The 17,576-nt window shown below is 71.4% G+C and carries 15 protein-coding genes and 1 tRNA gene; 6 read left to right on the top strand and 10 right to left on the bottom strand.

Going from position 1 to position 17,576, the window contains the following annotated elements:
- Positions 1–9: 9 nt before the first annotated feature.
- A complete protein-coding gene (locus tag G4Z16_RS24645) occupies positions 10–393 on the bottom strand; it encodes a DoxX family protein (RefSeq protein ID WP_197352844.1) in 384 nt (127 codons plus the stop codon).
- A gap of 206 nt (positions 394–599) precedes the next feature.
- On the opposite strand from G4Z16_RS24645, the gene G4Z16_RS24640 reads away from it, so the two are divergent.
- Entirely contained in the window at positions 600–1,127 is a 528-nt protein-coding gene (locus G4Z16_RS24640) for a DUF6578 domain-containing protein (RefSeq protein WP_197352843.1), read from the top strand.
- A 128-nt stretch (positions 1,128–1,255) separates the two neighbouring features.
- Here G4Z16_RS24640 and G4Z16_RS24635 read toward each other — a convergent pair whose 3' ends face one another.
- A complete protein-coding gene (locus G4Z16_RS24635; RefSeq protein WP_197352842.1) occupies positions 1,256–1,723 on the bottom strand; it encodes a hypothetical protein in 468 nt (155 codons plus the stop codon).
- Positions 1,724–2,109: 386 nt separating this feature from the next.
- Here G4Z16_RS24635 and G4Z16_RS24630 point away from each other — a divergent pair, with 386 nt between their 5' ends.
- Positions 2,110–2,301, top strand: coding sequence for a hypothetical protein (locus tag G4Z16_RS24630; RefSeq protein WP_197352841.1), 192 nt, complete (start codon positions 2,110–2,112; stop codon positions 2,299–2,301).
- 234 nt (positions 2,302–2,535) lie between these two features.
- On the opposite strand, the gene G4Z16_RS24625 is transcribed toward G4Z16_RS24630, so the two are convergent.
- The 3 genes from G4Z16_RS24625 to G4Z16_RS24615 all read right to left on the bottom strand — a co-directional run bounded on the left by G4Z16_RS24625 (position 2,536) and on the right by G4Z16_RS24615 (position 5,345).
- Complete coding sequence (locus G4Z16_RS24625) at positions 2,536–3,621, bottom strand: hypothetical protein (protein WP_197352840.1); 1,086 nt, start codon at positions 3,619–3,621, stop codon at positions 2,536–2,538.
- A 282-nt stretch (positions 3,622–3,903) separates the two neighbouring features.
- Positions 3,904–5,043 carry a hypothetical protein gene (locus G4Z16_RS24620; RefSeq protein WP_197352839.1) on the bottom strand — a complete coding sequence of 380 codons (1,140 nt, stop codon included), beginning with the start codon at positions 5,041–5,043 and terminating at the stop codon, positions 3,904–3,906.
- Positions 5,044–5,273: 230 nt separating this feature from the next.
- Positions 5,274–5,345, bottom strand: a tRNA-Val gene (locus tag G4Z16_RS24615).
- 236 nt (positions 5,346–5,581) lie between these two features.
- On the opposite strand from G4Z16_RS24615, the gene G4Z16_RS24610 reads away from it, so the two are divergent.
- Positions 5,582–6,838, top strand: coding sequence for a coiled-coil domain-containing protein (locus tag G4Z16_RS24610; protein ID WP_197354878.1), 1,257 nt, complete (start codon positions 5,582–5,584; stop codon positions 6,836–6,838).
- Positions 6,839–6,928: 90 nt separating this feature from the next.
- The gene (locus tag G4Z16_RS24605) at positions 6,929–7,150 is read left to right on the top strand and encodes an FmdB family zinc ribbon protein (protein ID WP_197352838.1); all 222 of its coding nucleotides are present in this window, start codon (positions 6,929–6,931) and stop codon (positions 7,148–7,150) included.
- A 42-nt stretch (positions 7,151–7,192) separates the two neighbouring features.
- On the opposite strand, the gene G4Z16_RS24600 is transcribed toward G4Z16_RS24605, so the two are convergent.
- Entirely contained in the window at positions 7,193–8,035 is an 843-nt protein-coding gene (locus tag G4Z16_RS24600) for a pentapeptide repeat-containing protein (protein ID WP_246531039.1), read from the bottom strand.
- A gap of 120 nt (positions 8,036–8,155) precedes the next feature.
- Entirely contained in the window at positions 8,156–10,816 is a 2,661-nt protein-coding gene (locus G4Z16_RS32710; RefSeq protein WP_246531038.1) for an SAM-dependent methyltransferase, read from the bottom strand.
- Positions 10,817–11,085: 269 nt separating this feature from the next.
- On the opposite strand from G4Z16_RS32710, the gene G4Z16_RS24590 reads away from it, so the two are divergent.
- A complete protein-coding gene (locus tag G4Z16_RS24590) occupies positions 11,086–11,679 on the top strand; it encodes a rhodanese-like domain-containing protein (RefSeq protein WP_197352837.1) in 594 nt (197 codons plus the stop codon).
- A 20-nt stretch (positions 11,680–11,699) separates the two neighbouring features.
- Here the strand turns inward: G4Z16_RS24590 and G4Z16_RS24585 are convergent, their stop codons facing one another.
- The 3 genes from G4Z16_RS24585 to G4Z16_RS24575 are packed head-to-tail and all read right to left on the bottom strand — an operon-like array spanning position 11,700 to position 16,368.
- Complete coding sequence (locus tag G4Z16_RS24585; RefSeq protein ID WP_197352836.1) at positions 11,700–12,608, bottom strand: HAD family hydrolase; 909 nt, start codon at positions 12,606–12,608, stop codon at positions 11,700–11,702.
- Positions 12,605–15,160, bottom strand: coding sequence for a phosphoribosyltransferase (locus tag G4Z16_RS24580; protein WP_197352835.1), 2,556 nt, complete (start codon positions 15,158–15,160; stop codon positions 12,605–12,607). The genes G4Z16_RS24585 and G4Z16_RS24580 overlap by 4 nt, the downstream gene beginning before the upstream one ends.
- Complete coding sequence (locus tag G4Z16_RS24575; protein ID WP_197352834.1) at positions 15,157–16,368, bottom strand: HpcH/HpaI aldolase/citrate lyase family protein; 1,212 nt, start codon at positions 16,366–16,368, stop codon at positions 15,157–15,159. Before G4Z16_RS24575 ends, G4Z16_RS24580 begins: the two co-directional genes overlap by 4 nt.
- A gap of 243 nt (positions 16,369–16,611) precedes the next feature.
- On the opposite strand from G4Z16_RS24575, the gene G4Z16_RS24570 reads away from it, so the two are divergent.
- Positions 16,612–17,559 carry a TerD family protein gene (locus tag G4Z16_RS24570; RefSeq protein ID WP_197352833.1) on the top strand — a complete coding sequence of 316 codons (948 nt, stop codon included), beginning with the start codon at positions 16,612–16,614 and terminating at the stop codon, positions 17,557–17,559.
- Positions 17,560–17,576: the final 17 nt, after the last annotated feature.

The raw sequence follows: 17,576 nt of genomic DNA, 5'->3' as shown, positions 1-17,576 counted from the left end.
AGTGAGGAGTCAGCCGGTGAAAGGCTCGGGGCCGAAGCGGCCCCACGCGATGAATACGGCAAGCGCGAGGTAAATCAGGTTCAGCGCCACGAACTTGAACTCGCCGCGTCGGCCGTGGGTGACCATCGCGCCGATCATCAGCAGGACCCAGCAGACCGCGGTCACCGGCACCAGAACGGGCGCGATGCCGAGCACGGCAGGCAGGATCAGGCCCGCCGCGGCCAGGAGTTCGAGGACGCCGAGGGACTTCACGAAGCCCTCGCCGACGTCTGCCGTCCATCCCCCGCCGTCGGCCGCAGCCAGTTTCTCCTTGGGTACGAACGCCTTGCTGATGCCGCCGGTCAGGGCCACCGCGGCCAGCAGTCCGGCAGCGATCCACAGCGCGAGGTTCATTTTCCGCTCCTCGATCGACAATCGCCTGCACTCCTAGGACGGACAGCAGTCCCCGCCTGTGACATCCGCCGGCACCCCTCACGGGTAGGTGCGCTCCCGTACCGATTCCCGCACACGCCGCGGTGGCTCCTGCCCTGTCCGTGCGGTCGCCGCCGCAGCCGCGTAATCCAGGTGCCCCCACCCGGACGACGGGGCACGATGGCGGCGTGGCCAAGCAAGTGGAAGCGTTCCACGCGGAGTGGGAGCACTCCTGCTGCGGGACGCCGTTCCGTGTCGGGGACGAAGTCGCCTGGGAGCTCGGGCTGATGGATCTGGACGAAGGCCAGGCAGTCAGCTGGCGGGATCACCTCACCGAGCTCGATCCGGACGAGCTGCCGGCCCTGCGCCGCACGGCCGTTGAGCGGGAACCCGTCTCACCGCCCAAGGGGGCGCGGATGTTCGGGATGGTCGAGATGAGCCTGCATGGCGTGGCCGGCGGCGAGCCCGAACGGGTCACCGCGCGGATCGGCGCCATCCACACGGTGGCGCTGTCCTGGCGGGAGGACCCGCCAGGGTCACGTGCGTTCGCTCCGGTGCCAGGTCAGTTGTGGCTGCACGCCGTCGACAGCTCCGCAAACAGCGTCATCAGTCCGGACGTGCCGCGTGGCGGACGGTGCGGCCTCGACGGCTGGCTCATCACGCTGGTGGACGTGACCCCGGGCCGGCTCCGGCGCCGCGGTCGGCGGCGACGGTAGGCGTCCCGCGAATGCCCGGGCCCTGGCCCGCGAACCGGAGGTGTGTTCCTCCCGCTCCCGGGCCAGGGCCACCACCGCTGAGACCGTTCCGGCCTGACGAACGAGCCAGGCCGCTACGGGATCAGATGTCAGGCGTCGACATCCGCGCAGATCGCAGAGAACTGCCCCTCGGTGGTGCCGCTGTCCAGGCTTTCGACCGTGACCTGCCAGGCCGTTCCGTTCAGTACGGGCCCGGACGTGAGCAGATCGATGTTGTCGGCTTCTTCGAGGTCGTTCGCCGAGGCCCCGCCACCGACGGCCCTCTTACCCGCGGGGCAGGGGACGACCTCGGATTCGGTGGAGCCCACCCCTGTAAGGCTGAAGTCGTCGTTGACGATCTCGTAGCCGCTGAATCCGTTGCTCGACGAGTTCACGTTGACCGTGCAGGTCACACCTGCGTTGACCTCGTTGTTGTTCCCCTTGACGGAGTTGTTCTGCCCGCAGACGTTGACGGACGGTCCCGGGTCCTTGGGCGCGGCCTGGGCGCTGCCTGCACCGATGACGCTCGCTACGGCGGCGGCGGTCATGATCGCGGCGATCCGGCTTGCCTTGGTCATTCCGGTACTCCTTCTCCTGGACGAGTCCCGACATGCTGCACCGACATTCAGGGCTCAAAGGCGCTGGGCCCTTGGGGTGTTCATGGGATTCCGGAGCGGTCTGATCAGAAACTATGCCGCCGCCTCCGGTACGGCATCTCGAAGGGTCCGATAGGTGGCGACACCCGCCGAAAGGGTGTGCCGCATTCCGTCTCGCTTGCTGCCCGGGACCTTGGAATGGGCTACGAGTGCCTCGCAACTGCTTGAGCGGAGAGATTCAGCGGAACCCCGGCCAGGCCCGGCCGGCCCCGGACGGAACGCCGCCAAGCGGCAGCTTCGCGCCCGCGGATTGCAGCCGAGGCGGGACGCCGGTCGCCGGAAAGGCCGAGTGGCGCTCGCGCCGCCACATGTCCGGCATCCGGTTGGTCCACCTGTACCGCCGCCAACTGGCCCTGCCCGTGGGGCCGATGACGCCCGCTCGGGTCGTCGGGCACCGGAGCACGACCCCCATGGAGATCGTCCACCGGAAGCAGCCTCGCCCTGTGATCACCGACGGGCTGACGTCATGGGATGCCCTCTTCGCCGACGTCGGTCCGTGACCGTCCACAGAGTGCTGCCAGCCGTCGGGACGTCTGGCTCCCCAAGCGGCTCCCTCGGATTGCCCTGGTCTGCGCAACCAGTGGCGAGAGCATCGCACCGTTTCCGCCGTACTCGTGATCCGTGGTCAACACCCAGGACGGTCCCGCTTCCTGAGCAGGGCGCGACCCAGCCGTGATCACGTGCGCGATAACAGGAACGGAACCGTGAGAGCGACAAATCTGCCCGTGCTGGCGTCAGGGGGTCTTGGCCGTGTTTCGTGGCAGACCTTGGCGGGTGGGCGAGAGTTGAGAAGTCGGGGGTGCGATCCGTTGGGTGGGGTTGGTGCATCCGGGGACGCTGCCTTCAGGGTTGCAGTTGTCCGGCCTGTTGCGGACGACCTTGCTGTCCCTGAGCGTGACCTCGCCGGCGGACCCGGAGACGGCGGCGCCCCGCGGCGATCTCACGAAGATGCCGCCGCCCGCGGTAATCGCGGTGTTGTGCGTGACCAGGCTTCTCACCAGCGTCGCCGTGCCCTCTTGGGTCGAAAGGCCCGCGCCCGTCACAGCGATGTTGTCCCGGACAGTGGTCGACGTGAGGCGCAGGGTAGAGCCAACAGGCGCCCCGAAGATCCGAATCTGGTCGATTCCGCCACCCTGTTGGGCGGTGTTACCCCTGACCGAGACCGAGTCCAAAGACGCGGTACTCGAGTTGTTCGCCAGACCGCCACCAAAACCGGCCCGATTCCTGAGCAGGGCCCCGCCCTTCATGGTCATCGTGCCGTTTGCGTTTGCGATCCCGCCGCCCCAGGATCTTGCGACGTTGCCCTCGACGGTGCTGTGGTCGATGTTGAGCCGTGCACCATCATCATTGAGGACGCCACCACCCGCGAGGGTGTGATTGCGCTTGATGACCGTTCGGTTCAGGTTCACCGTGCCTCTGTCGTTGTAGATGCCGCCACCGGAGGCGCAACAAAGACTGCCGCCGCTGATCGTGAGCGAGTTCAGGGTGAGGTTGCCGCCAAGCACGACGTGGAAGATGCGGAAGTCCTGGGTCGCCTCCGGGTTCCGTCGGATGGTGGTGTCACGGCCGGTGATGGTCACGTCCCCGGTGATCTCCGGAAGACCGTCGTCCGCGTGGTCGGGCGCGGTCAGGGTGTAGGTGCAGTGGGACGCGAGAGTGATGCGGCCGCCGCTGGTGTTGGGACCACTGGTGTTGGCCCGGTTGATCGCGTTCTTCAGCCCGGTGATGTCGTTGCACCGCACGTGAGTCCCACCGGCAGCACCCGCCGGCCCGGCCGGCAGCACCGCAAGGGACAGTCCCACACCGAACGCGGCGGCCACGGCACCGGACCGCAAAAGGATCTTCATCGCTACGACTCCCTCGACGCTGGAGAGTGAAACGGAACATTCGTCGGCACCCAGCAACCCTGCTGGCCGGCCGGAATGACGAGATGACGCTCCATGCCTAGCCGCAGACGAGCGCAGCCTCACCTGGCCTACCGCCGAACAGCCCCGACCCGCAGCAGGCCAACAGCCCGTTGTCAGCGTCCTCTTGGAGCAGCATCACGAGACGCCGGTGCCGGGCGTCAGGGGGGTCGCGACCGAACTTCGGTGCCGGACGGCTTACTTGCGGGCTTTGCTGTCCTTCGCAGGCGGGGGCAGCTGCGAGGACGACGGAGTGATGCGGTTGGCGGGGTTGGTACATCCGGGGACGCTGCCTTCAGGGCTGCAGTTGTCCGGAGCATTGCGGATGACTCTGCTCGAAGTGAGCGTCACCTGACCGGAGTTCTGGGTGAAGATGCCGCCGCCGGCGGTGATCGCCGTGTTGTGTGTGACCAGGCTTCTCACCAGCGTCGCCGTACCACCGTTGCTCGAAAGGGCCGCGCCTGACACGGCGATGTTGTCCCTGAGCGTGGTCGACGTGAGGCGCAGAATCGAGCCGGGAAACTGCTCGATTCCACCACCGTGAAGCGCGGTGTTGCCCCTGACCGAGACCGAGTCCAAAGACGTGGTACCTCCGTAGGTCAGGAGACCGCCACCGTCGCTGTTGAATGCCCGGTTGTTGAGTAGGGATCCGCCCTTCATCGTCACCGTGCCGGGACCGTCGTTGCGGATCCCGCCGCCATAGTTTGCGACGTTGCGCTCGACGGTGCTGTGGTCGAGCCTGAGCTGTCCGCCGAGGTTGAGGAGCCCACCACCCGAGAGGGCAGAATTCCCCTTGATGAGCGTGCGGTTCAGGTTCAGCGTGCCGCCTTCGTTCTCGATGCCGCCGCCTGATTGGAAGGCGATACGGCCGCCGCTGACCGTGAGCGAGTTCAGGGTGAGATGGCCGCCGGCCACCACGCGGAGGACGCGGAACTGCGTCGTCGCGTCCGGGGCGCGTCGGATCGTCGTGTCGCGGCCGGAGATGGTCACCTTCCCGGTGATCGGCGGAAGACCATCGACCTCGGTGGCGGGTGTGGTCAGGGTGTAGGTGCAGTGGGACGCGAGGATGATGCGGCCGCCGCTGGTGTTGGCCTGAGTGATCGCGTTCTTCAGCCCGGTGATGTCGTTGCACCGCACGTGAGTCCCACCGGCAGCACCCGCCGGCCCGGCCGGCAAGACCGCAAGGGACAGCCCCACACCGACCGCGGCAGCCACCGCACCGGACCGCAAAAGGATCTTCATCGCTACGACTCCCTCGACGCTGGAGAGTGAAACGGAACATTCGTCGGCACCCAGCAACCCTGCTGGCCGGCCGGGATGAACGAGATGACGTTCCATGCCTAGCCGCAGGCGGGCGCAGCCTCACCTGGCCTACCGCCGAACGGCCCGGCCATGCGGACCGCCAGCCCGCCAGCCCGCCAGCCCGCCAGCCCGCCAGCCCGCCAGCCCGCCAGCCCGCCAGCCCGCCAGCCCGCCAGCCCGCCAGCCCGCCACAAACGCTCGAAGGGCCGCCCACGTAACGACGTGGACGGCCCTTCGAATGCTGGCTGGAATGGGTGTCTACCGGGTGGGCACAACTGGGATCGAACCAGTGACATCTTGCTTGTAAGGCAAGCGCTCTACCGCTGAGCTATGCGCCCGGGAACGAGGCCACAGACTACCTTGTCCCGCGCCCGAGGGCGCAAACCCTTGTTTGACGCTGCCCCCTCAGCCGCACGGCCCTCCGCCGGGAGCGCGGTCCGTCCGCGATCTGTTCGGTGCCTTTGCACGTATCGTTGAACGAACTGGCTCGTGTGTTCGTTGGCACAGGGTGGGAGAATGACCGGCGATCGCTGATGCGGCACGTGGGGACGCGGGGAGAGGTTCGGTGGCGGCTATGAACGGCGGCGGCACCCGCCGCTGGGGCTGGGGCGGCGCCCGTGCGGAGCACCAGCGCGCCGATGCGCAAGCAGCCAAGGACGACGCCGCAGCAGCCTTCTACGAACTGGACACCGCACAGCGTGACCTGCGGATCTCCATCGAGACGCTGAACGCCGTCGAAGACTCTCCCGCTGCCCGCAAGGCGGTCGCGGACTTCGCGGACTTCGGCTCCCGGATCGATCAGGTCAGCCAGGAGTACATCTCCGTCGTGGACGCCCACGACCTGGACCGGGACGACCTCGATTCGGGCGCCGCCGCCCGCGCGATGGCCGAGCTGGGCAGGGTACGGCAGGACCTGGAGCGCGTCAGGGGTGAGCTGCAGCGGTTCGGGGAGAGCCTGGGGCCGCTGCTTTCGCAGGCCGAAACGCAGCTGGCTCGGCTCGCTCCCGCCGTCGAGAGAGCCAAGCAGGGCCTGCTCGCCGCGTCGAACGCGCTGGATGCGACCCGCGACTCAGGCCTCAAGGCCGACGACCTCGCCGGCCGGCTCGCGGCGCTGTCGCCCGACCTCACCAAGCTCAACGAAGGCGCTGGTCAGCACGGCGTGCAGGAGACGCTGCGGCGTGCCGACCGGGTCCTGCGCGAGGCCGAGGCCGTACGGGGCGAGGCGGCCCGTCTGCCCGAGCGTGCGGCGGAGATCGACAAGCGGCTCGCTTCGCTCCGTACGCGCGCTCAGGCCCTGCAGACCCGCGCGGGCCAGGTGGAGCCGGTTCTCAGCGAGCTGCGGCGCCGCTTCAGCGCGGCGTGCTGGCAGGACCTGCAGCACGTCCCCGATCAGGCGGCCCGCTCCGTGCGGCAGGCGGAAGAGAAGCTGGCGGAGGGCCGCAAGGCGCGGGACGAGCAGCGCTGGGCGGACGCGACGTCGCAGCTTTCGACCGTGCGGGCGCTGCTGAACTCCGCCGACGAATCGATCAAGGCAGCCGGGGACCGTCTGCAGCGGCTCAACGAAGTCTCCTTCGATCACACGAAGGAGGTCGAGCGCACGCGGTTCGCCATCCGCGACGCCCAGCGGCTCGCGATGGCGGGCCGCAGCACACCGGATCCGTCCCATGCGGGGCCGCTGGACGATGCCGTCGCACGCGTCGACCGTGCGGTGGCCGCGATGACGGGACGCCATCCCGACTACTGGCACCTCCTCACCGAGCTGGACGCCGTGAAGGAGACCGTGCAGCGGGTCGTCGAACAGATCCGGGAACAGCGAGCGGCCGGCCACTGACGCCCACCGCCGGCCGACTTCCCGTGTGACCTCCGCCGCTGCCCTTCCGGCGGCGCGCCGCCACTGCCGTGCGACGGATAGCATTCCTGCATGCCCCGATACGAGTACCGCTGCCGCGAGTGCGACACGCAGTTCGAACTGGCCCGGCCCATGGCGGAGTCCGGTGCCCCGGCCGCCTGCCCTCAGGGGCACGGGGACACCGTGAAGCTGCTGTCGACGGTCGCCGTGGCGGGCACGTCCGCTGCGCCGGCGCCCGCCGCGAGTGCCGCGCCTGCGGGCGGCGGCTGCTGCGGCGGCGGCTGCTGCGGCTGACGCCCGACAGCAAAGAGGGCACCCACAGGACCGGGCGGCCGCTCACCGTCGGGGAGAACGCTGCTTCCAGTGCGCGGGCCTGTCGAATCCGTCCGGGATGCGCGTGGCCGGGCTGCCCTTCGCCGCGTGGAGCTGCTGCTGGGTGAGGAACAGGGCTCCGGTGAGGTCCGCTCCGCTCAGGTCGGCATCCCTCAGATCCGCTCCCGTCAGATCTGCCGTGCGCAGGTCGGCCCGCCGGAGGTCTGCGGCGATCAGCCGGGCCCCTCGCAGTGACGCCCCTCGGAGGTCCGAGCCGGCGAGCCGGGCTCCGGTGAGATCGTCGCCCCTGTGGTCCCTGATGTGACCGCTGCTCGGGCCGTGCGGCCCGGATCTGACGAGTTCGCTGGCGCGCAGCAGCAGTTGGTTGACCCGCTCCCGGTGCAAGTGCACATCCGTGGCAGCGAGTTCGTCGGCCGTTCCGCGTGTCAGACGTGTGATGTCGTCCAGGGCTCCGCGCAGTTCGCCGCGCAAGGGTCGGGCGGCGGAGTGTGCGAGGGCCTGAGTGAGATACACCAGCAGCTCGTGCAGCTGCCGCATCACCGGGAACACCTCGAACATCCGCTGTGCGGTGGCGGGTTCACGCCGCCAGTCCCGTCCGCCGAAGGTGTGCTGGGAGACCTGCTGGCCCGCGCCGAAGCACTCGTAGACGGTGCAGCCGGAGAAGCCCCGCTCCCGCAGCCGGCCGTGGATGCCGCAACGGAAGTCACGGCGGAGGTTGGGACACGGCCGCCCGGCGTCCTTGTCGAACGCGAAGTCCGCCGAGGCCGAGAAGGGCAGCGCGACGCAGCACAGACCGAAGCAGTTCGCGCAGTCGGCCCGCAGATGCGGGGGCAGGGATGGAGTCACAGCAGCCTCCTGCGCCGGGAGCGGGCGTCCGATCCTGCCACCGGCCCTCCCGCCGGAGGTATCGGTTTTTTCACCCGTTCGGTGACCGCCTCCGGGGTGGTTGCACCCGAGTGCGTCGTCCTACGGGATGCGGGCGACCGCGCCGTACGAGCCGACCCGTACGTCGTCGTCGGCCAGGTCGTCCTCGGAGCGGTCCGAGCGCCACCGGTGGACCAGGACGATTCCGGGGTCCACGAGCTCCAACCCGTCCAGGAGCGCCGCCACTTCGTCGTGCGAGCGGGTCTTGATGCGGATGCCGGCCAGCCTCTCGTACTGCCGGCAGACCACCTCCGTCCCCCCGGGATCGAAGTCGCCGGTGAGGTGGGAGAGCGTCAGAAAGCTCCCCGGAGCCAGCGCACCGGTGAAGCCGCGGATCATCTCGTGCGCGGTCTGGTCGTCGGTGACGAAGGGCAGCAGCGCCACGAGGGAGAGGGCGACAGGCTGGTCCAGGTCGAGGCATTCCAGGACCTCGGAGGACGTGAGGATGCCGGACGGGTCCGCGGCGTCGGCCCGCAGGAACGCGGTGCGGCCGAGCGGGCTGCCGGCGAGCAGCGCCTGGGCGTGGGCGTGGACGACAGGGTCCTCGTCCACGTAGACGATGCGCGCGCTGGGGGCCTCGGCCTGGACGACCTGGTGCAGGTTCGGCTCCGTCGGGATGCCGGAGCCCAGGTCGAGGAACTGACGCATGCCCTCCTGCCCGGCGAGATGACGCACGGCACGGAGCATGAAGGCTCGGTTCTCGCGGGCCATGACGGCGATGGTGGGAGTGGCTTCCACGGTCTGCTGAGCGGCGATCCTGTCGGCGGCGTAGTTGGTGCGGCCGCCCAGGAAGTAGTCGTAGAGACGGGCGGGATGGGGCGTGTCGGTGCGGGGCTGGCCGACGCCGGCGACGGCGCCTTGCCCTCTGCCGTCGGGGCCGGCCGGCTGTGCCTCCCCCTCGCTGCCGGTGATCGTGGAGGGGTGGATGCGGCCCGTCGTGTACAGGGCCCAGAGCAGTTCGTGCACGGCGCCGGGCCTGTCCTTGCGCAGCGGGAGATGCGTGAACGTCCCGGCCTCACGCAGCCACCCGCCGAGTGTGCTGGTGGAGATGCCCAGTTCCTCCGCCGTCGCCTCGGGGTCGAGTTCGCGCTCTACCCACGTCACCAGCGCGGAGAGCAGACGTGGCGGAAGCCCGGACAGCACGCCGTCGCCCCAGTGCGACGCACCCTCGTGGTCGAGGACCTGGCGCACGCCGCCTGCGGGCGCGACCCCCGGCACCGGCGGCGGAAGGTCCGCCAGCCGCATCGCCAGATCCAGCTTCGCCCGGTCCCCGAGCAGTGAACGGTCCAGGTTCACGCGTGCCGTCAGCTCGTCCAGCCGCGCGGTCACGGTGTCGCCGTGCAGGCCGAGGAGCCGCCCGGCGCCGTGCGCTCCCATGGCGATTCCCGCGCTGCACACCTCCAGCAGCCGCTGCCGTTCCGCCGTGGCGAGATTCCACTCGAGCGGCGCGAGCAGCTCCCGGGCCCAGGCGCGGGCGGAGCTGTCCAGCAGCTCCGCGAGGGGTGGCCGTCCGTCGTGCACGGCCACTCCGCCGGGGGTGCGCCGGGCCGCCTCCACGCTGACCGCCGCCGCTCCGTACAGGCGCGCGGCGTGCTCCAGCGGTCCGCGGCCGCTCACTCCCACGGCGCGGTCGGGGTCGGCCTCGGCGACCGGCTCCAGCACGGTCTGCACCGGGGCCTGGGCGCCGTCCCAGATGACGATGAGCTGGGCCGCGTCGACGGGGCAGAGCACCGTGAGCGCGCGTCCCCACTGCAGGGCCTCCTCGACCTCCTCCGCGACCGCTTCCCGCTCCTCGCCGGGCGCCTTCTCCACCACCGCGACCTGCACCACGCCGGCGGCCATCAGACCGGGGGCCAGCGGCTCCACGGCGCGGCCCGCGGATGTCACGTCGCCGACCATCAGGTACTGGAAGGCGGAGGTCCGTGCCGCTTGCACGGCCGCGTGCAGGCGGTGCTCGCGCTCCGTCACCTCCTCCTCGCGCAGCAGCCCGGCCACCATTACGGCCACCTGTTCGAGGCCGAACAGGCCGCGTCCGCCCCAGGGTTCGTCGCGGGAGGCGATCAGGAGTCTGTGCGGCGGCCCGACTCCCACCGGCCACACCTCGACGTACCGCCCGTCCCCGACTCCGCGCACCGGGCCGTGCTCCCTGCCCCGTACGAGCTCGCGCAGCAGGGCCGTCTGCCTGGAGACTTCCGCGGGCCAGTCCTGCTCCCGGTAGCCGTCGACGACCTCCACGTGCGCGTGGGCCTCACGCGAGACCCAGTCGAGCACCCCCTGCGGCCCTTTGCCCTCGGCCATCGCGTGCGCGGCCACGTCGGTGTAGGTCTCCACCTGCCGGACCTCCGCCTGGAGGGCCGCGATCTGGGCGCCCATGAGCGCCTCGGCGACCCGCACCGGCCCACCGGGGACCAAGGGCGTCAGGACGGGGACGAGTCCGCAGTCGGGCACCTCGGCGGGGTCGTCGAACTCGCCGCAGACCACCACCCCGGCAGCGTTCTCCGCGCGGAGCCGCACCCACTCCAGGGTGCTGTCGCCGGACGTCACGAGCAGCACCCGTTCCGTGCGCTCGCCGACCGGGGGGCCGTCGGGGCCGCAGCGCGTGATCCTCTCCACCACCCTGCCGGGGTCGCCAGGCGCGTCTCCCCTGCTGGCCCACTGCAGCAGCGGCGGTGCACCCGCGGTCAGACGGCCCAGCGTCAACATGGCTCCAGCGTCGACCCGGTCACCGTCCGCCGCACCTCGGGGTGGTGCGGCACGGCGGGCGGGAGCGGGGACGGTGGGCCATGTGGCTCCGTCGACTCCGGTGGGCAGGCCCGCACCCCGCGATACGCGGCCTATGCCACAAATGGGTGAATCACCAAGCGGAGCCGATGCGACTCGGCCGCCGCATCCGGAATAGACCGCTCCCCTACGCTGCTGAGGCGATCAGATCTGAAGGGTCACGATCAAGGCCGAAACCGGAAGGATCCACTGTGACCACGCCGACCGCTCCCCTCACCGTCGACGAACTCGCTCCGCGACTGAGCAGCGCCACCGTCATCGACGTCCGCACCCCCGGCGAGTACGGCTCCGGGCACGTCCCCGGTGCGTTCAACATCCCGCTGGACCGTCTCGGCGAGGCGCTGCCCTCGCTGCGCACGGCGGCCGAGAAGGGCGAACTCGTCGTCGTCTGCGCTTCCGGAACCCGGTCCGGGGTCGCCTGCGGCCGTCTCGCGGACGAGGGGATCACGGCGGCGTCGCTCGACGGCGGGACCCAGGCCTGGTCCGGCGGCGGTCACGCGCTGGACCGTCCGGCCGGCGCCCGCGCCGTGTGGCCGATGGAGCGTCAGGTCAGGCTGGTCGCCGGCTCGCTGGTGTTGCTCGGCATCCTGCTCGACCTGGCCGTTCCCGGCGCCAGGATCCTTTCGTTCCTGATCGGGGGCGGCCTGGTCTTCTCCGCGCTGAGCAACACCTGCGGCATGGCGGCGGTGCTCTCGAAGCTCCCGTACAACCGCCGCCCATCCGGCGACGGGGGCCTGGACGCCACGCTCAGCAGGCTGACCACGAGGACCGCCGGCACGAGCTGACCCGGGGCGCACCCACGCGCTCAGCCTGCCCGGCCGCCCCGGTGGTGTGCCCGGGGCCCGGTTTCACCGTGCCCCGCACCGGCTGCCTCGTGCATCTCACGGACGATCCGCTCCCCCGCCGCGACGCCGCGCTCCTCCAGCGCCGTGACGTGGGGGGCGCTCCAGCCGCTGCCGGCCAGCTCCCCGTGCCCCGGGAACCAGCCCCGGCCGGCGGCGAGGAGCAGGTCGGCGTCGAGCAGCGAGTCGCCGGCGGCGCAGGTGCGCGTCGCCCCGGTGCGCCGTGCGACCTCGGCGACGGCCGCGCTCTTCGTCAGCGGTCCCGGCACGGCGTAGATCTTGCGTCCCTGCAGGGACACGGTCCATCCGCGGGGCTCCGCCCAGGCGGCCAGCTCCTTCACCCATGTCTGAGGCAGCCGTCCGCGGTCGACGACGAGGTACGCGAACAAGTCGTCCGCGACACGGTGCTTGAGCACCCAGTCGCCGCCGGCGGACGCCTCGCGCAGATGCGCGCGCACCTCGTCCAGCGGGGCACAGGCGGCGAGGCTGCGGCGCACCTGCGCGTTCCACTCCGGGTCCGCCTCGCCGTCGACGAGCAGATGGCCGCCGTTGGCGCACACCGCATAGGGCGCGGGTCCGCCGGGAAGCCGCACACGCCGGTACTGTTCGCGGGTCCTGGTGGTGGCGGGCACGAAGACGCACCGGTCCATGAGCTCCGCCAGCAGTCCGGCGGCCGTCTCCGTCATGTACGACAGGGGCTTGCCCTCGTACACCTCGACGCACAGCAGCCGCGGAGCCTCGCTGTCCGGCACGGTCAGGCCGAGGGCGGCCGCCGAGTAGATCAGCGTGCGGTCGAGGTCGCCGGCCACGAGCGAGAGCTCGGGCGTCCCGGCTGGAGGCTCGGGCGTCCCGGCTGGAGTGGCGGCGGTCATCCGGCGGCCCTCCCGTCGGAGCCCGTGGCCCCGCGTGTGAAGCGCGGGTGTATCAGGCCCACGCAGCTGTAGGGCAGTCCGTCGGTCTCCTCGACGGGAACGCCCCGCTGCTCGGCGAGCAGCCGCACATGGTCCAGGTCGGAGCCCGCGCCGCGCCGCGTCAGAACCCGCCACGGGACGCGGCGCAGCAGCACGCGCGTCGTCTCACCGACCCCGGGTTTGACGAGGTTGACGTCGTCGATGCCGTACTCACCGCTGATCCGCTCGACCGCGCTCCAGCCGGCCCACGTCGGGGCCCGCTCCGCCGACCGCATCGCCGCCGCGTCCTCGGCCGCGGCTTCGGCGACGTCGTCGAAGCGGGCGGTGACCGTGTCCAGGAAGAGGCCGGAGACGTCCGAACCGGCAAGCTCCCGGTAGCACTTGGCGCCGTGGTAGTCGTCCGGGCCGACCAGGTCCCCGCGGAGCACCGTGCGCGATACCAGCCCGGAGACGGTGGAGTTGAGGCAGGCGGACGGTATGAGGAAGTCCTCCCGCGTGCCGTAGGTGCGCACGCAGCCCCCGGGGTCGGCGAGCACGGCGATCTCCGGGTCGAACTCCTCGAACTGCGCGAGGGCGTCGGCGAGTTCACGGGTGATCGCGCCCTTGCCCGTCCAGCCGTCGACGAAGACGACGTCGGCGGGGTCGTGGTGCGAGGCGATCCAGCGCAGGGCGTTGGCGTCGATGCCGCGCCCGCGCACGATGGACACCGCGTAGTGCGGCAGGTCCAGCCCGTGGGTCCGCTGTGCCCAGCGCCGCATCAGCACGCCGACGGGCGTGCCCGCGCGGGCGAGCGAGACCAGCACCGGGCGGCCGGTTCCTCGCGGCGCACGTTCGGCGAGCACGGTCTCCGTGACGGTGCCGACCGCGCGCGCGACGCGGCCCGCGGAGGCCTCCAGCGCGCTGTGGAAGAGCCGCTCGTACTCCGGGCTCGGCTGGTATTCGACGGGCAGCGATTCCGCGTAGTGCGCCCCGCCGCTCTGGATCGCCTCCTCCCGCTCCTCGGTCGGGGCCTCCAGCCGCGTCTCGGACAGGTCCTGCAGCAGCCAGCCGACCTCGTCGGGCTCGTACGAGGAGAAGTGCGGGCCGCGCAGAGGCGCCGGCAGCGGACGGTAGGCCGGGACGACCGTGAGCAGCACGCTGTCCGTGTGCTCGCGCAGCCGGTCCAGCAGCCCGCCGGGCGCGTGCAGGGCCGCGGTGTCGGACGCCGTGTCCGTCACGACGACGACGGCGTGGAAGCGGCGCCCGGGGTCGGTCCCGGGCGCGACGTTGTACGCGTAGCGCGTCGCAGCGCCGGACTCACCGGCCCCCTCGCCCTCGCCCTCGTCCCCGTCCGTCTCTTCGTGTGCCGGGAAGGAGAGGCACGTACGTACCGCGTAGGCCGGATCGTCCAGGGCGAGCACGGGCGAACGCGTCGTGGTGGAGAAGCGCACCTCCGCCTCCCCGTCCAGCCGCTCCTCCAGGGCGACGGCGAGGCGCAGCGGCGCGTACATCAACTCTTCGCAGCCCAGCACCAGTACGCGCGGGGCCGGACGGTCGCCCGTGGGCTCCCGCGCGGCGCCGAGCGTGCCTGTCCCTGCCAGCGCGGAGGCCAGCCGTTCGGCCATGCCGGGCAGTGCGGCGTCCAGGCGCGCGCTGTGGGCGGCCGTGAAGCCGTGCCGTCCGCCGTCGGGGAGGCGCAGCGGCCAGCCGAGGTCCACCCGGGTCACGGGGCTCGCACCGCGCGGCCCGGGCACTCTCGCTGCCAAGGCGTCCGCCCTGGCCGGCGGTTCCACCGAGGCATCCGCTGCCTCTGCCCGCGCCTCGGTTTCCCCCACGAGCCGCTGCCCGCGCTCCAGCACGTCGTGCGGGAGCGAGACGCGGCCACGTGCCAGCGCGACCACGTCCAGGCGCGCCCCGAGTTCGGCCGCGAACTTCTCCAGCGCGGCCGCGTCGTCCGCGGAGCGCATATCGGTCAGCGCGACGACGACGTACCGCTCCCGAGGATGCCGCCGGTGCAGCGCGGCGACGGTGTTGCGAATCGTGCGGCCCGTGGAGAACTCGTCGTCGACGAGCACGAGCGGCCCGTCCCCGCCGAGCAGCCCGGGATCCTCCGGGAGCAGCAGATGGGACGTGGCGTGGCTGTGCTCCTCCTCGAACCCGCCGGCGGTGGCCACTCCCCTCACGGCCCGCCGCGTCGAGTGCAGATATGTGACGCCGCCGATGCCGTCGGCGACGCAGTGCCCGAGTCCCGTGGCCGTCTCCGCGTAGCCGAGCACGACGGCACGGTCCGCGAGGTCGTCGCCCAGCAGCGTCCGGACCCCCCGTCCCAGCCGCAGGCCGACCCCGCGCACCGTTCCGGGCCGCTCGGGGACGTGCTTGCCCAGGACGCGCGAGACGAGGAGGTGGGCGCGCTTGGGGTTGCGGCGCAGTGCCAGGCCCATCAGGTCCCGGAGGCCCTCGCCGCTCAGCCCCACCTCCAGCCGCTCGGCGACCCACTCGCCGGACCACACCGCGTCGCTCACAGCCTCGCTCATCCCTTCGCCCGTCCCTCTCCCGCCGGCTCGCCGTCGGCCCGCGCGCCCGCCACCAGGAGGTCGACGAAGCCGACGCCCTCGCGTGCCACCCCGAACAGCTCCGCGCGCAGCAGCGTCCGCTCGGCCCACGCCCGGTGCGGCTTCACCTCGTTCATCTTGTTCGTGTAGGCGGACCGCATGACACCGCCGCCGCTGCGCTCCGGCCGCAGGATGTCGGTGGCGTCGCTGTACTCCTCGAGGCTCACCACGGACAGCGCGTGCACCGGCAGCACATGTGAGGGGTGGATGCAGGTCTTGCCGAGCAGGCCGTTGGCCCGGTCCAGTTCGATCTCGCGCAGCAGTCCGTCCATGTCGTGATCGATGAGCGCAGTACGCAGCTCCTCCGCGCGGCCGGTGAAGATGCTCTGCCTCAGCTGGGGCTTGAACATCCTCTCCTGGAGCCGGAAGTACTCCCACACCGGTCCCGTGACGGTGTAGCCGCTGCCGTCCACGCGACCCAGCACGTTCACCACGTCACCGATGACGGAGGCGACGAGCTGCACGTCGTAGGCGGTCATCTCGGGCGTGCGGCGCAGCCCGTACGCGGAGCAGAAGTCGGTAACTCCCAGGCGCAGCGCGAGCACCCGCTCCCGGTACTTGTCGACGGCCCGGGCGATGCCGGCAAGCGTCGCGCCACGGGACTCCAGGTGCATGAGCCCCGGGGACTCGAGCACGGGCATCGCGAACAGCCTCCGGCCCGCCGCGGCTTCCGCCTCAGCCAGGGCCTCCAGAAACGGGATTCCGCGCTCCTCGGTGAACTTGGGCAGCACGAACCCCGAGAGCAGCCCGGCCGCGGGGCCCATGCGCGCCACGAGATCGATGATCTGCTCCGGCTCCCGGACCCGTATGAACAACAGCGGGACGTCCCGTTCCCGCAGACCGGCGCCGCCGTCCGCGAGCTGCTCGATCTGCCACACCAGGTTGTCCTCGGCGGCCGCGACCTCCGCGTCGCTGATGGAGTCCTCCAGGCACAGGACCATGGACGCCACACCGCGCCGCGCCTGCTTGACCACGTCGGCGGCGAGGTTCGTGCGCGTGGCCGGGCTGTAGAGGGTGCCGCCGAGCGCGGCGGCGAGCCTGCGTCCCGGCGATTCCGCCGTGAACTCGGCGGGTTCGTGCTGGAAGAGCGCGCCCCGCACCTCAGGCGGGAGTTGACCGAAATGCCGCATGCATGACCCCGATTCCCTTCGCGCGGCATCCGGCATGGCCGACGCGGTCGCTGTCGATCGTGCGCAGCCCGTCCCGCCCCCGCATGTGCGGTCCGGCGGCGAGAAGCAGCCGCTCATCGTACGTATGGGAGGGGTCCATTGGTTCCAATCGATGATGAAAAATGTGTTACCGCCCGGTACACACCGGGCCACCACGGGCCTCCCGCGTTGTCCTGACGCACGGGCGGAAGGCAGGATGAGCGCATGACGCACGCCATGGTGAAGGGCTCGAACGTTCAGCTGGAGACTGTGGCGGTGCGCGCCGTCCTGTGCTGGTCCGCCGGATCCGGCGTGCCCGACGTGGATGTGTCGGCGCTGCTGCTGGACGAGGGCGGGCGCGTCGAATCCGACGAGGACTTCGTGTTCTACAACCAGCCGCGGCACCCGTCAGGCGCCGTGAGCCACGTGGCCAAGACGCAGGCGCAGGGCGGGATGCGCGACTCGGTCGAGGCCGACCTGGGTGCCCTCGCTCCCCGGGTGGACCGGGTGCTGCTGGCCGCTTCGACGGACGGCGGTACCTTCCGCGACGTACGGCAGCTGCGGCTGCTGGTGTACGCAGGCGCCGGGCAGGCCGCCGAGGGCGAGCCGGTGCTGCAGTTCGACATCGAGCCGGAGACGGGCGCCGAGACGGCGATGATCTGCGGCGAGCTGTACAGGCGCGGCACGGGCTGGAAGTTCCGTGCGCTGGGCCAAGGTTACGACACGGGGCTGGTCGGACTGGCCACCGAGTACGGGATCACCGTCGAGGAGGCGGAGCCCGGTTCACGGCCGGAGCCGGCCGCCGGGCCGGAACAGCCGGCCGCCACCGCACCGCCCGCACCGTCGGTCCCGCCCCAGACGTCCGCTCCCACGGACGACGCGACCGTGCCGGCCTTCGCGACCCCGCAGCCTCAGGAGCCCGAGGACTTCCCCCTCGCGGCTCCCTCCCCGGGGCCGGCGGCCGCCGGTCACGCCCCCACCGCGCCGTCGCCCATCGCGGCGGCGGGGCCTGGGCCCGCGGCGCCCACGCAGGGCTACGGCTACCCGCAGCAGCCCCAGCAGCCGCCCGCCACCCGTCCCGCATACGGATATCCGCAGCCCGCGTACGGCTACCCGCAGCCGGACCCGGACTTCACGCTGCCGCCGCAGGGACCCCAGTTCCAGAACCACTGACAGGGGCTGCCGCCCTC

The organism is Streptomyces bathyalis, from assembly GCF_015910445.1.
Lineage (GTDB): Bacteria > Actinomycetota > Actinomycetes > Streptomycetales > Streptomycetaceae > Streptomyces > Streptomyces bathyalis.
This window is presented reverse-complemented; position numbering and strand designations above follow the sequence as displayed.